8 protein-coding genes are annotated in these 14,311 nt (G+C 34.3%); 4 read left to right on the forward strand and 4 right to left on the reverse strand.

The annotated features are described in order from the left end of the window. The first annotated feature begins 64 nt into the window (after window positions 1–64). Together ACP6PK_RS09270 and recG are read left to right on the forward strand one after the other, a co-directional pair. Window positions 65–1,063, forward strand: a complete 999-nt coding sequence (locus ACP6PK_RS09270; protein WP_426559364.1) for a hypothetical protein — start codon at window positions 65–67, stop codon at window positions 1,061–1,063. A gap of 324 nt (window positions 1,064–1,387) precedes the next feature. Continuing rightward, complete coding sequence (gene recG, locus ACP6PK_RS09275) at window positions 1,388–3,871, forward strand: ATP-dependent DNA helicase RecG (RefSeq protein WP_426559365.1); 2,484 nt, start codon at window positions 1,388–1,390, stop codon at window positions 3,869–3,871. 1,143 nt (window positions 3,872–5,014) lie between these two features. Here recG and ACP6PK_RS09280 read toward each other — a convergent pair. The 3 genes from ACP6PK_RS09280 to ACP6PK_RS09290 all read right to left on the reverse strand — a co-directional run bounded on the left by ACP6PK_RS09280 (window position 5,015) and on the right by ACP6PK_RS09290 (window position 6,420). Next, window positions 5,015–5,296 (reverse strand): DUF2470 domain-containing protein, encoded by a 282-nt coding sequence (locus ACP6PK_RS09280; protein WP_426559366.1) that lies wholly within the window; start codon window positions 5,294–5,296, stop codon window positions 5,015–5,017. A 380-nt stretch (window positions 5,297–5,676) separates the two neighbouring features. Then, the gene (locus ACP6PK_RS09285; RefSeq protein ID WP_426559367.1) at window positions 5,677–6,123 is read right to left on the reverse strand and encodes an aldo/keto reductase; all 447 of its coding nucleotides are present in this window, start codon (window positions 6,121–6,123) and stop codon (window positions 5,677–5,679) included. Window positions 6,124–6,285: 162 nt separating this feature from the next. Then, window positions 6,286–6,420 carry a hypothetical protein gene (locus tag ACP6PK_RS09290; protein WP_371357430.1) on the reverse strand — a complete coding sequence of 45 codons (135 nt, stop codon included), beginning with the start codon at window positions 6,418–6,420 and terminating at the stop codon, window positions 6,286–6,288. Between the two features lie 713 nt (window positions 6,421–7,133). Between ACP6PK_RS09290 and ACP6PK_RS09295 the strand changes: the two genes are divergently transcribed. Both ACP6PK_RS09295 and ACP6PK_RS09300 read left to right on the forward strand, forming a co-directional pair. Then, window positions 7,134–10,028, forward strand: a complete 2,895-nt coding sequence (locus tag ACP6PK_RS09295; protein ID WP_426559368.1) for a PAS domain S-box protein — start codon at window positions 7,134–7,136, stop codon at window positions 10,026–10,028. A gap of 728 nt (window positions 10,029–10,756) precedes the next feature. Next, window positions 10,757–12,463, forward strand: a complete 1,707-nt coding sequence (locus ACP6PK_RS09300) for a putative bifunctional diguanylate cyclase/phosphodiesterase (protein WP_426559369.1) — start codon at window positions 10,757–10,759, stop codon at window positions 12,461–12,463. 245 nt (window positions 12,464–12,708) lie between these two features. Here the strand turns inward: ACP6PK_RS09300 and ACP6PK_RS09305 are convergent, their stop codons facing one another. Next, window positions 12,709–13,872 carry a J domain-containing protein gene (locus ACP6PK_RS09305; protein ID WP_426559370.1) on the reverse strand — a complete coding sequence of 388 codons (1,164 nt, stop codon included), beginning with the start codon at window positions 13,870–13,872 and terminating at the stop codon, window positions 12,709–12,711. Between the last annotated feature and the right edge of the window lie 439 nt (window positions 13,873–14,311).

The following is a 14,311-nucleotide window of genomic DNA, read 5'->3' on the forward strand; positions in this document are numbered from 1 at the left end:
TAGCAGAGACAATTCTGTTTATTTTTAATTTTTAATTGTCGATGTATAAATATAATTGGGTATAGTGGGAGAAATTAGAAAAATAGGACAAGATTTGCAAAAAATTGAAGAGGCGATCGCCGATATTGCCAAGGAATTTTATAGTACATATCAGGGTTATTTAAAAGCTTTGGGGCAAGGAATGCGCCAACAATTAATTTTTGCTAGTTATCATATATGTACTCAAGCATACCCAGAAGCATTTCTGAAGTTATCATTTTCTCAGCGACAAAAAATGCAGGAAGAGTTGCGAGAAAGAGTAAAAATAGGAGTTCAAGAATTACAAGAATTATTGGAGCAAAATCCAGAATATCGCCAAAAGTTAGATGAAACTTCAGCAGCAGAATTAATGATGAGTCTTCTGAATGAAGAAGACGAGGGAGAGCAAGAAGTAGTAACCCAACTAAAAGACGAAAAAAAAGACATAGAATTTGATTCTTCTGTATTATTCTCTAGTCAAACATTGTCACAAACCACTAATGAGAAGAAGCAAGAAGTGGTAGATAAAACAGAAGATATCCCAAATAAAACTGAAGCAGAAAAAATCCTAAATTCTCCAGAAAACATTATTGATAAATTGGATAATATAGATATATTAATACCTTGGCAAGAAAATATAGAAAAGCAAATACCTGAAATATTCAAAAAACTTTCTCATCAGATAAACTTTATACTTCATAAATCAGAAATACTACCAAAAAAAATACCACAAAAAGTTTTAGAAGCTGCAACAAAAATGGAATCAGGTGATACTTCTCTAGGTGGGCGACCTAATTTATTAAATTTGTTGATTGAAGCAGAAGATTTAGATGATGATGATCCTAAAGTTACTCGAATCACAGCAATAAATCTGCGGTTATCTGAAATAGAATTTACTGATATTAATGTCACGAGTTGGCGCAATAAAATTCGTAATCTTTTGGGAAAGCTTAGTCAACTGCAACGGGAATATCGTAAAAAGCAATGGGAAAAATCTGTAATAGAAGCTGAGTCAGCATGGCGTTCTAGTTGGTATGAAGACTAAAGAATTGAGAATTGAGAATTGAGAATTCAGAATTCAGAATTTATAGTCAAAAGTTAAAAGTAATCTCTGAGTAAGTTTCAGCATTTATAAATTTCCTAACCTATTTGGGTAGTGCTATAATTTTAGACTCTGCATTTTGTGAGATTAATTTACCAATTCTGAATTCTAAATTCTTTAATTCACCAATTCTAAATTATTAATTCTACATTACCTATTTGGGTAGTGCTATAATTTTAGACTCTGCATTTTGTGAGATTAATTTACCAATTCTAAATTCTTTAATTCTAAATTCTGAATTCTAAATTCTACATTCCTAATAATGCCATGAATAATGAAAAAGAAACGATAGACTGGGAAAGACTAAAAAAAGCTTTATGGGTAGAAGCAGAACGTGGATTTCAAAATATCCAAGGTAAACAATATATATTTAATGACTTTTTGAGTATTAGTTTAAGTAAACCACCAATAACATTAAAAGCTTATCAAAATCAATTTCAGGAACTGTCTAAAAGATTTGCTTCTTATCCAGAAATAACCAGAGAAGAACGACAATCTTTACTAGAAAAAACCCAGCATTTTTTAAATAAAATGCAGTCTTTCTGTGCCAGACAAAAAGAGAAAAATACACCAGAAGTACATCCTATCGAAGTAACTGCAACAATACAGAAAAATACTTCTAACTTTTCCAAAAAATCTACCAATAACCTAGAATTACAACAACCACTTAAAGAAGTAAAAAGTATCGGAATTAAAAACAGCGATCGCCTCGCAACATTAGGATTATCTACAGTTAGAGAATTACTTTATTATTATCCAAGAGACCATATAGACTATGCTCGCCAAGTAAATATTCGTGACTTAGAACCCGGAGAAACTGTTACTATAATCGGCAAAGTTAAAAGGTTTAACTGTTTTTCTAGTCCTAAAAATAAGAAATTAACTATTCTCGAACTTACCCTCATAGATGCCACAGGGCAAATCAAAATTAGTCGCTTTTTTGCCGGACCTAGATTCAGTAATAAAGGTTGGCAAATGCTGCAAAAAAAATTCTATCCAGTCGGTGCAACAGTCGCTGCTTCAGGTTTAGTAAAAGAAAACAAATATGGCAAAAATTTAGATAACCCAGAAATAGAAGTTCTTGATAGCGAAGGTAGTCAAATTGAATCAATGAAAATTGGTCGTTTAGTACCAGTTTATCCATTAACAGATGGAGTAGGAGCAGATGTTGTCAGAAAAGCAATATTTACAACTTTACCAACAGCAGAAAAATTATCAGATACATTACCAGAAAACTTTCTGCATCAATATCAATTAATAGACTTAAAAAACGCCATTAAAAACATTCATTTCCCTATAGATAGAGATTGTTTAGCAGCAGCACGTCGTCGCTTAGTTTTTGATGAATTTTTCTACCTACAATTAGGATTATTAAAACGTCGGCAACTGCAAAAAACAACAGAAACAGGAATAGCTTTACCAGTCACAGGAAAACTCATTAATAAATTCTATGAACTACTCCCATTTCAATTAACCAATGCTCAAAAAAGAGTAGTCAATGAAATTCTCAACGACCTACAAAAACCAGAATCAATGAAAAGATTAGTACAAGGAGATGTAGGAGCAGGAAAAACAGTAGTAGCAGTAGTCGCCATGTTAGCCGCAATTCAAGTTGGTTATCAAGCTGCTTTAATGGCACCAACAGAAGTATTAGCAGAACAACATTATCGTAAATTAGTGAGTTGGTTTAATCTCTTACATTTGCCAGTTGAACTATTAACAGGTTCGACAAAAACAGCAAAACGTCGAGAAATTCATGCTCAACTTGAGACCGGAGAATTACCAGTATTAGTCGGTACTCATGCTCTAATTCAAGATACAGTCAACTTTAATAAATTAGGCTTAGTAGTAATAGATGAACAACATAGATTTGGCGTTCAACAAAGAGCAAAATTACAACAAAAAGGAGAATCTCCCCACTTTTTAGCAATGACAGCTACTCCCATTCCCAGAACATTAGCTTTGACATTACATGGAGATTTAGATGTTAGCCAAATAGACGAACTTCCACCAGGAAGACAACCAATTCAAACAACAACTTTGACTGGTAGACAACGTAAAAAAGCTTACGATTTAATCCGCCGAGAAATTGTTCAAGGTAGACAAGTTTATATAGTTTTACCCTTAGTTGAAGAGTCCGAAAAATTGGATGTAAAATCTGCCGTAGAAGAACATAAAAAATTAGCAGAAAAAGTTTTTCCAGAGTTTCAAATAGGTTTACTTCATGGCAGAATGAGCAGTGCGGAAAAAGACCAAGCTATTAGTACATTTCGGAATAATAAAACTCAGATTTTAGTATCTACAACTGTGGTGGAAGTAGGGGTAGATGTACCAAATGCTACGGTAATGTTGATTGAGAATGCGGAAAGATTTGGTTTATCTCAGTTACACCAGTTGCGGGGACGGGTTGGACGTGGTGTTCATAAGTCTTATTGTTTGTTGATGAGGGGTGCAGGTTCGACGGATGCTGTGGAACGCTTGAATGTTTTGGAGCAGTCTCAGGATGGGTTCTTTATTGCTGAGATGGATATGCGTTTGAGGGGGCCTGGGCAAGTGTTGGGAACTAAGCAGTCGGGGTTGCCGGATTTTGCTTTGGCGAGTTTGGTTGAGGATCAGGAGGTTTTGGAGTTGGCGCGGGGTGCTGCTTTTCGGGTGATGGAGGAGGATGAAAGTTTGAATAGTTTGCCTTTGTTGAAGAGGGAGTTGGAGTTGCGGTATCAGAAAATGATGGGAGGGTCTATTTTGAATTAGGGAGTCGGGGAGTCGGGGAGTCGGGGAGTCGGGGAGTCGGGGAGTCGGGGAGTACGGGAGTACGGGAGTCGGGGAGTCGGGGAGTCGGGGAGTAGGAGAGTAGGGGAGTAGGGGAGTCAAAATTTCTGATTATTGCGTTAAGAGCAATAATATCTTCATTTTATTAAGCACCCAACTAGAGGAAGTGAGTAGTGAAAATTTCCGACTGGACTGACTCTTGCTCTATCCGGAATAAAAGGAAAAATTTTCATCACTCACCTCTGGGAGCTTCAGCAAATGAAAAAAATCTGGTTCTATTCCCAATATTAAAGAGAACATTTTCATCACCCCCTGGGAGCTGAAAAAAATGAAATGACTACTGCTGTTTCGGCAATCAAAGAGAAAATTTTCACCACCCATCTCCGGGAGCTTCAAAAAATGAAAAAAATCTGTTTCTATTCCCAATATTAAAGAGAACATTTTCATCACCCTCTGGGAGCTTCAGCAAATGAAAAAAATCTGGTTCTATTCCCAATATTAAAGAGAAAAATTTCACCACCCACCTCCGAGAGCTTCAGCAAATGAAATAACTATTGCTCTATACGCAATAGTAGATTTTCACACATCTAGAAAGACTCACCTCAGAGCAACCTACCTTTCCTTTTTCAGAAATTGAGCGATCGCTCCAGACAAATCAAAAGCAGCTAATTTATTAATCCAAAATCAAAAAAATATTCATCACTATTGCTCTATACGCAATAGTAGAGTCTCAACATTCTGGAAAGACTCAACTTAGAGGAAAAGTTAGTTTTCCTTTTTATAGCGCTACGCATTAAGGCTCTTGACATTTCTAAATCTTGTTTGCGCAGCATGACCTAGGAAAACCCTTTGACAGTTTACTATTCCCTCTCTTGGTGCGCGTTCCCTCTCTTGGTCAGCATTCCCTTGCGCCTATCGGCGACGCGGGGTCGCACCGCTATTGCCTATTGCCTATTGCCTATTGCCTAGCGCTATAATTGATAATTAATTTAACTATTGCGCAACAGTTTTTAGATTTTAGATAAAGTTAGCAGGGCAGCGAAACGTCCAACTTCTATTGAATTGATAATTAATTTAACTATTGCGCAAGAGTTTTGAGACTTTATTCGTAAAATTGCTCATCTCTCATTTTTGAATACGAGCTTTTTTAAGCATATCAATAAGAGTATGATGGGCATCTTCGGCATCCTTTAAGGTATGGTCAAACTCAACTCTTACAGGTAAACTTTCCCCACTAACTTCAGCAGTTAAATTCATACCTTGAGCATCAATAGAAAGCATTTTTGCTGCTGTAGCATTGGCAGAACTACCAAATTTTTGAGCATACAAAAGTACCGCATCTTGATGGTCTTCATTCATGTGAGAACAAATACGATCGCTAATTTCTGAAGTAAATGAATCAGACATATTTTCAAATCCTTTTGTAAGTATTATTTGTAAGTATAAAGCAAGCTGAAAAAATTAATATAAAAAGGCTAGTTCAGTAAGGCGAGTCTATCAATTATCCATTATTATCGATATTCATCACCGCAGTCACCAATTAACTTAAACAAATCCCGTCACTCTGAAGTTAAATAATTAATTTGTTCCTAATCTTCTACATCTAAATTAAAATTAAATACGCGATAATTATCCTGAAAATTTTATGAAATACTCAGCCTTGCTCCGACAATTGCACCTGCAACATTTGGCTGTTATAAAATATAGCGAACTGCCACATTTGAGATACTAACTTTATACTTGTCAGCAAATTTTTTGAGCAAATTTAATAGTTTTTGAAATAGACTCTAACCTCCCCACATATCAACCATATTTTTGTACTTTCTCAAACTAACAGTATCAAGGTTTCTATTTTGAGGTTCCGACGAGTCTAAATATTTCTCTGACAATAAACCACCACATAATATACCATAAGCCAAAAGCTTAATATTATGCTTTTGACAAAAATTTACCATTTCCACCAAAGGACAGCGGTCAATTAGAGAAAATTGCATTTGATTGGAAACTATATTAATTCCACTTTCAATAATAATCTTCAAATGTTCAGTATCAAAATTAGTTAAAGCCAGATGCTTAATTTTTCCCTCCGACTGAAGCTCCGCCATATAATTAAGAGCATCCAAATAATTTTTATTTTGATATTCCCACCAGTGAAATTGAACTAAATCCAAAGTATCCAAATTCATTCTTTTGCGAGAAATATCAATATTTTGCTCAACCAACTTTTTAGTCATTTTTATTAGGTCTTGGCACCCACTTTGTAAAAGCTTGTAAATTAGATAAAGCTTCTACTCCCCTATTATTTATTAGTTGTCGCCTAAATTCTCCAATAAAGTCCTCCGCTGGACCATAATGATCTTGCTAAATCCCAAGTAATAAAACCCGCATCCATATAATTAAACATACTTCGGAATAGCAGCTTTTGGAGAAATACGTCCATGAGCGCCTGATACTTGCCAAATTCCATTCAAAATGCGACAGATATTTATATCATTAGTAAACTTTAGTCTGCTTGATTCTATTAAGGTCATTTCAGTTATCAGTTATTAGTTAGTTTCTTTTGGAGGAACTTCCTTTTTGATATTGTGGAGCCAAACAGTGCTTTCAGCTAAAGTCCTATGCTTGAAATACTGAAGTTGATTTTTTTCATCTGAGGCTTGAGACCAAAAAATCAGTTCAAGAATTAAGAATGCGCGAATTAAGAATGCGCGAATTACCTCTCCTTGAAAATGGATAGGATTGACGAACAGGAAAATTTTTATTTATTATCCCCTATCCAAGGGGAGGCTTTAAACCACAATATTTCGGTAATTGTCTATTTGGGCTGTTTGCTATAATTTTAGATTAGCCAATTATTTTAGAATAATATAATTACTCACAATTTTTAAACACTTTTTCCAAATTTATCCAGACCTTGGTGAATCAAGCTATGAAATCTAAGAATTTGTCAAATATTATATTTAACATACTTTTTAGTTACGAGGAAATGCTTACCTTAGGAGTTAGGCAATTACCATTTCCCAAAAAATTATACCTAAAATCAGCAACGCCTAAAGTTTGTGTATTTCACGAATTTATTTAATCAAAGCTTTATTATAGAATAAATATAGCTTGCTAATATATAACTTAGTAGATTGAGAATAAAGACTTTAATTTGCAGCTAAATCAGGAAAGCTTCAAATTAAACATTTATGATTATGCCATTTTAAGTTATTTTTTGAAATATTATCCTTCCCTAAAATCAATGTCAATGATGTATAGTGTTGTTAAAAAATTAGAGCAAAATATAGCTCAGTTGACAGAAGAATTAAAAAAAGAGAAAGCAGAACATCAGTGTACTAAAAATGCTCTCCAAAAAAGTGAATTACGTTTAGAAACAATAATTAATCAAGCATCTATAATTATTTGGGAAGTAGATAGCAAAGGTATATTTACTTTTGCACAAGGTCAACCACAACAACCAGGAATAATACCAGAAAACTTAGTCGGATATTCCATTTTTGAACTATACAAAGAAAATCAAGAAATCTTGGATAAAATCAAGTTAGCAATGGGTAAAAATGAAGTTAAATGGTTTTGGGAAGCAGGAGATATCAGATATGAAACTAGAGTAAATCCCCAAATTTCGGAAATGGGTAAAATAGAAATATTAAGAGTAATTAATATTGATATTACAGACAGCAAAATTACCAAATTAGAACTCTATAAAACTCAACAAGAACTAGAAGCAAAAGTTGTAGAAAGAACATCTGCGGTAAGAGCATCAAATGAAGAACTTATAGACGAAATTGTCAGACACAAACAAGCGAGAGAAGAACTACTATATAGACTAAATTTTGAAGAATTAATTACAACTCTATCAACCCACTTTATTAATTTAGCCCCCGACGAAATTGATCAAGGTATTCAAGTAGCTCTCGAATGGATAGGAACCTTTAGCGGAGTCGATCGTAGCTATGTATTTTTATTGGATGAAACAGGTAACTATATCAATAATAATTACGAGTGGTGTGCCACGGGAATTAAGCCACAAATTCAACAAAGAAAACAAATACCAATTACAGCATTAGGAGAATGGGAAGAGGAAATACAGAAGCTAGAAACAATTTATATTCCCAGTACAGCTAAACTTTCAAAAGAAAAATGTATGACTAAAAAAATTTTGCGCTCCCAATCCATAAAATCTCTAATTGTTGTACCAATGACATATTGTGGCATTTCCATCGGATTTTTAGGTTTCGACTCAGTTAGAGAAGAAAAAAACTGGTCAGAAGACATTATTGCTCTATTAAGAATTATGGGAGAAATGTTTATTAATGTCCTAGAACGAAAGCGAGTAGAAAAAGCATTAGCAGAAAGTGAGAAAAAATATAGGCATCTAGTAGAAACTTCCCAAAATTTAATTTTGTCTCTGGATATTCAGGGGCGTTTTACTTTTGTTAATCAAGCAGCTAAACATATTTATGGTTATGAACCAGCCGAAATCATAGGTCGTTTCCTAACAGATTTGATTTATCAAGAAGAAGTAGAAAAAATTACACCAATACCAATTTTTGATCGAGACAATTTATCAACTTTTCAGTGGGAAACAATCCATAAACGCCAAGACGGAAATCCTGTATATCTTAACTTTAATGCAATTACTTTAAAAGATGAATTTGGAAATTTTCAAGGTGTTATTGGTACCGCTACAGACATAACTGAACAGAAAAAATCAGAAGAAGCTCTCCAAAAAGCTAAAGACCAGCTACAAGCAGTTTTGGATGCTGTACCTTGGTTCATTTCTTGGATTAGTTCAGACTTACGATATATAGGGGTAAACAAGAAATTAGCAGGTAGTTTTAATTTACATACAGAAGCATTTATTGGTCAAGAAATAGGTTTTCTGGGAAGTAGTTCAGAGTTCGTTAAATCTATTAATGAATTTTTTGCTAGCTCAGAACAACAAATCTCTCAGGAGGTTGAAACAAAGGTTAATGGTAATGTAAAAAACTATCTAATTGTACTTCAGAAATATGATGCAGGAAAAGCAGTAGTTTCAGTGGGAATAGATATTAGCGATCGGAAACAAGCAGAAGCAATGAAAATAAAATTAATTACTTCACTCAAAGAATCTGAAAGAAAGTTTCGGAGTCTTTATGAAGCGACAAGTGATGCTGTAATTCTACTAGATGAAAAAGGATTTATTGATTGTAATAGTGCTACTTTAACTATGTTTGGTTTGAATCAAAAAGAAGAATTTTTGACAAGCAAATTAACAGATTATTATCCAGAATATCAACAAAATGGGCAACCATCACAACAGTTACTTAAAAGAAAAATAGCTAAAGCAATATGTAAAGGGAATAATCATTTTGAGTGGATTATTAAGAGAACAGATAATTCAGAATTTCCAGTAGAAGTTTTGTTAACTGCCATGAAAGTAGGAGATATTTCTGGAGAGAAAAAGTCATTCAAAAATAGAGTTATCCAAGCTGTAATTCGTGATATTACAGAACGGAAACGAAATGAGGAACAAATTAAAGCATCCTTAGCAGAGAAAGAGGTACTTTTAAAGGAAATTCATCATCGGGTGAAGAATAATCTACAAGTAATTTCTAGTTTATTAAGATTACAGTCAAGATATATTGAAGATGAAAATGTTATGGAAATGCTAAAAGAGAGTCAAAACAGAGTTAGATCGATGGCTCTTGTTCACGAACATCTCTATCAATCAAAAGATTTATCCAGAATTGATTTTAGTGAATATATTCGCAACCTAGCTTCTCATATATTCAAAGCTTATGAAGTTAAAACAAGAGGAGTAAAATTAAATGTCAAAGTAGTTCCTGTTTTCTTAAATATTGACACCGTAGTTCCCTGTGGTTTAATAATTAATGAGCTTGTTTCTAATTCTCTTAAGTATGCTTTTCCAGAAGAATCTTTAGGAGATATTTTTATAGATTTAAATTATGATCATAATAATGAAAATAAATTTATTCTCCAAGTTGGTGATAATGGCATTGGTTTTCCAGAAGGTTTAGACTATAAAAATTCTGGTTCTTTAGGATTACGTTTAGTTTTCTCATTAGTAAGACAACTTAAGGGAGAAATTGAGAGAGTTAATGCAGTAGGAACAGTTTTTAAAATAACTTTTTAAGGAACAGGGAAGGAGGCTTTAGAGAGTGTTTGTAAACTAAAGATTAAGACGGCCAGAGAGCTTAATGTTCGGTGGGTGGGGTGCGAAAAGTTAAATTTTGGTTACGATTGATGGTTATGGTCGCCTCACCCTCCCCACCCTACGCCTGGATTTAATATTCCTTTTACAAACAGTCTCTTAGTGATTTATAAGAAACTAAATTAGTCCATAGATAATACCATTTCTCAAAAACTTTATCTATTTCAGAGTAGGGGAGTAGGGGAGTGTAGGGACCTTGGATGCAACGTCCGTACCGGAGAAGCAAACATAAGAATAATTAATATTAAACTAACTAAAATCAGCAAAAAAATAATTCTGATTGTCTCGATCAGTTAATAACTGAAGTACCGCCCAAGTATAACAATAATGCATGGGAATTGGTATAATACAGTTCAGTTAAAGATTTTTTTTGTAGTTTTGTAATCTCAAGAGGTACTCTAACAATTCCATACTATCGGAGTTTTAGTCTTACCTGTTTGCGCAGTATTTCCTAGGAAACCTTATTGCTTTATAATTATATGTTCCTCCTAACTATTCTTGACTCCCCTACTCCCTAATTAATCTTATCTATTTGTGCAGCATTCCGTAGGAAACCTTATTACTTTATAATTATATGTTCCTCCTAACTACTCTTGACTCCCCTACTTCCTAATCCCTAAATAATAATAAATTATACAGGTGCATAAATAATGTCAAAATCAAAAATTATGATTGTTGAAGACGAAAGTATTATTGCTGAAGATTTAGCAGATAGTCTGAGAACCATGGGATATACAGTTGTTGATATTGTTTCTTCCGGCGAAGAAGCAATTTTAATGGCAGCAGAAAAGCAACCCAATTTAATATTAATGGATGTAATGTTACAAGGAGAAATGGATGGAGTAACAGCAGCAGAACAAATTCAGTCAAACTTACAAATACCCATAATATTCTTGACAGCTTACACCGATAATAAAACTCTACAAAGAGTAAAAGCAACAAATCCTTTTGGTTATATTGTTAAACCCTTTGAAGAAAGAAACTTACATTTAACAATTGAAATAGCTCTGCAAAGGCATCAGTATGACCCAATAACTCTATTACCAAATCGTTCTTTATTTAGAGCCAGACTAAATGAAATTTTATCCCAGAAAAATCAAGCTAGTTTAGAAGATTTATGTAATATCAAAAAATCTGATAAATATCAAAATTTTCCCAAAATACCTATCTTCTATATTAGCTTAGATCGAATTAATAGAATTAAAGTAACATTGGGTAGTAAAAATGGAGAGTTGGTGTTATGTAATATGGCGAAAAGAATTCAAGATTATATTACTGGTATTGATATGTTAGCTCGTTTAGAAGCTGCTGAATTTGCCATAATTCTGAAGCCAGTAGAACAAAAACAAGATGCTATTAATGTAGCTCAATCTATTTTAGATATAATCTCTCAACCAATGGTTTTAGAAGGGTATGAAGTTTATATTACTGCTAGTATAGGAATTACATTTTATCCATTAGATAATATAGAAGTAGATGAACTGCTAAAAAATGCTAATGCAGCAATGTATCATGCTCAACAAAAAGGAGGAAATAATTATCAATTGCATAAGTCAGAAGCAGTTGTAATTTCTCTAGAACAACTAGCCTTAGAAACCAATTTGCGTAATGCTTTAAAACGCTCAGAATTTCAAGTTTATTATCAGGCAAAAGTTAATCTTATGACTGGTAAAATTACTGGAGCAGAGGCTTTAATTCGTTGGTATCATCCAGAAAAAGGCTTGATTTCACCAGCAGAATTTATCCCCTTAGCAGAAGAAACAGGGTTAATTATTTCCATAGGAGAATGGGTATTGCGTACTGCTTGTAATCAAACAAAAATTTGGCAAGAAGCAGGTTTTTTACCATTCCAAATAGCAGTTAACTTATCTAGGCGTCAATTTGTTCAGAAAAATCTGCAAGAACGAATTATTAAAATTCTCGAAGAAGTAGATTTAAAACCTAATCACCTAGAATTAGAAGTCACAGAAAGCTTAGTTATGCAAAACGAAAGAGCTGCAAGTAGAATGATGAAATCATGGCAAAAGTGTGGAATTAAAATATCAATAGATGATTTTGGTACAGGATATTCATCCTTAAGTTATCTCAGAGAGTTTCCATTTGATGTGATTAAAATAGACAGAAGTTTTATTCGTAATATAATTGCAGATAGCAAGACAGAAGCAATTACAATAGCAATTATTCAAATGGCTCATAGTTTAAATTTAAGAGTAGTTGCTGAAGGAGTAGAAACCCAAGCAGAATTAGACTTTCTTCGGAAACACAAATGTGACGAAATTCAAGGTTATTTATTCAGCGCACCATTGCCTACATCCAAGTTTGAACAATTATTAAAAGAAGGAAAAAAGTCAATTTAAAATTTGAGTTGACAGAGGCACTGGGAAAGTCCGGGAAGTGTGGGAAGTGTGAGAAGTGTAGGAATAGGCAAGGGGACTAAATAGGATGTGTAATTAATTTTATAGTCATTTCACTTTAGATTGAGACAAAGCTTTCTTGCTATGAGGGAGTTTCAGACTTAAAAACGTCTCATTTTTAAGTTAAACTACTATAGTTATATACTTATGAACTTATTACAAAAAATCACTTTCATTAATTCTAAATTCTAAATTATGCTCGTCGAAAGCCACCAACCAAAACCCAAACCTAACCCAGAAATAATAGCCAAAATCAAAAAAGTAAAAAAGCCATTAAACAACTCTATCAACTTTTCTCCAGCCACCATTTGAGCAATTACTCCAGCCACAATACCAATAGCTACCCAAGACCCAATAATAATATCAGGTCCAGCACTAACCAAAGCGATCGCCACCTTCTTAGACCGAGCAGAATTCCAAGCAGCAGACCAAGCACCAACCCAAGCCCCCAAAACAAAGCCCAACATATTACCAACACCAGTACCGGTCTTTGAACCAATCACAGCATCAACTATTGTCCCAAAAACAAATCCTCCAGCAGCCCAAACAATTGAACCAACCACAACCAGCAATATATTTTCAGCCCCATTGCCAGCCAAAAACCCCACCAAAGCAATTACTCCACCAATAGTAACTACAGCAGCAACAGTTCTGGCCTTTGGTTCAGTACCAGCAATAACCCCCAGACTACATCCCACCATAGCCCATGCTAAAGCAGTTGCCACACCCCCCACATAATTTCCAGCTATCCAACCTGCTCCACCTCCAGCACCTAACATGGCGATCGCCCAACACCTCTGGGAACTTGACCCCTCAATTGCCAAAACAGTCATTCCCATCCATGCCACACCTTCAACTACTGCCCAACTCCAGACAGGAGCTTTAGAAATAACCAACACCCAAGCAGTCATAGCATAAAAAAGGAAAGTACCAATTAAGCTACCCCAAGGAATATCAGAAGTTGTTGAATATGGCTGACGAGCAGATGTCTGAACATATTGCTGAGAACCATAATTATCTTTTTTATAATTTTGTGGTCTTTGAGGAGACTGAGGAGGAGTCGAGGGGTTAGGAGAAGATGGAGGGCGACGTGGTGTAGGTTTTGTTTGACTAGGAGTTGGTCTTGTTGTAGGAACTTGCTGTTGAGAATCACTTAAAAAATACCGCAATTTACGGTAAGCTTCGTTAATCTCTTTCAGACGAGTTTGGGCTTTTGCTTGTAGACGAGTATTGTGGATAAAGCGATCTGGATGCCAGACAAAAGCTAAATCTCGGTAAGCTTCTTTTACTTCTTCTAGAGAAGCACCAGGTTCAAGTTCTAGAATTTTATAGTATTGGTTTATTTCATCCACATTAGAAAAATACTCAGTAGTTAGTGATATGGGGTTACTGAAAGTCTTATTTTTTTGAAGTTAGTATGATGTTTTCATCAAAACTAATCAATGATTACTTCTATTTTGACTGTAAAGTTACTAAAATGCCATATTACTCTTCTGAGTCTACAGTGCTATAAACTATAGTGCTAGAAATTAGCTCAGATTTTCTCCAAGAGGGAAAAGCAAAACAGAGGAAATTTTCTGAATTTACCAGACCTACTACCTACTTCCCCGAAAAAATCTCAATTTAAAAATCGAAATGAAATCTATTGAGCAAAACTATAACGTTATAGATATAGGTCATATTTTCCCACAGATAGAACAGCCAGACTTAGGCAATTTTCCCTTAGTCTATCTGATCTACTACCTACTCCCCGAAAAAATCTCAATTTAAAAATCGAAATGAAATCTATTC

Origin of the sequence: Dapis hubbardiae BLCC-M172, assembly GCF_050016015.1 — a bacterium.
Classification (GTDB): domain Bacteria; phylum Cyanobacteriota; class Cyanobacteriia; order Cyanobacteriales; family Microcoleaceae; genus Trichodesmium.

Coding starts and splice junctions, on each gene's coding strand:
- ACP6PK_RS09295 (WP_426559368.1), top strand. CDS start 7,134: ATGTCAATGATGTATAGTGTTGTTAAAAAATTAGAGCAAAATATAGCT.
- recG (WP_426559365.1), top strand. CDS start 1,388: ATGAATAATGAAAAAGAAACGATAGACTGGGAAAGACTAAAAAAAGCT.
- ACP6PK_RS09285 (WP_426559367.1), bottom strand. CDS start 6,123: ATGACTAAAAAGTTGGTTGAGCAAAATATTGATATTTCTCGCAAAAGA.
- ACP6PK_RS09290 (WP_371357430.1), bottom strand. CDS start 6,420: ATGACCTTAATAGAATCAAGCAGACTAAAGTTTACTAATGATATAAAT.
- ACP6PK_RS09300 (WP_426559369.1), top strand. CDS start 10,757: ATGTCAAAATCAAAAATTATGATTGTTGAAGACGAAAGTATTATTGCT.
- ACP6PK_RS09280 (WP_426559366.1), bottom strand. CDS start 5,296: ATGTCTGATTCATTTACTTCAGAAATTAGCGATCGTATTTGTTCTCAC.